This window comes from Corynebacterium sp. HMSC034B08, from assembly GCF_001835805.1.
Taxonomy (GTDB): domain Bacteria; phylum Actinomycetota; class Actinomycetes; order Mycobacteriales; family Mycobacteriaceae; genus Corynebacterium; species Corynebacterium coyleae.
Genome location: NZ_KV825915.1, coordinates 4,547 through 5,131 on the forward strand (window position 1 = coordinate 4,547; position 585 = coordinate 5,131).

Below are 585 nucleotides of genomic sequence, written 5' to 3' on the forward strand. Positions count from 1 at the left end.
GCGTGGTGAAGCATTTCAGCGCCGATCGAACAGCGCGCGTGCTCGGCTGGGTTATTCCTGCCGCCGCCTGCTCGTATTCACGCTGCAGCACGTCGGAGAACATGGGCGGGATATACGCCAGCGCGTCTTCGATGATGTCGGCGTGCTCGGCAGCGTCGATGCCGTGATCGGTGCTGTTCAGGCGTGCCTCGATGTCGTCTTTGCTCGGCTCCGGCAGCTCGCCGGTGTGCTCTAGCATCTGCTGCAGCGCCGCTGATGCGGCGACCTCGCCGACAACACCGTGGCGCGGCTCGTCGATGAGCGGATGCTGGTACACAGACCACCACGCAGCCCCGGTGACGATCTCGGGCACTTGCACCACCCCGAGCAGCGGCGGTAGGTGCACTGCCCCACTAGTGAGATACGTGGCCGTCTCGTCAAAGACCGGCTGCGCAATGTCATCGCTGATCATGTACGCGATAACAGCGTCGAGTTCGAGGTGGTGGACCCACGCTGCGAACCGCTCGCGACTCTCGGTGAGCTTCTCCACGGCCTCGTCCAGATCGAACCGCGCGACCGGGCCGAGGCGGACGGTGTCGACGCCCT

Annotated in this window: 1 protein-coding gene; it reads right to left on the reverse strand. The window is 65.1% G+C overall.

The window, feature by feature from the left end; translation table 11 throughout:
* A partial coding sequence (locus tag HMPREF2656_RS02525) for a DUF4192 family protein (RefSeq protein ID WP_141760983.1) occupies positions 1 to 585 on the reverse strand: 585 nt, incomplete at both ends.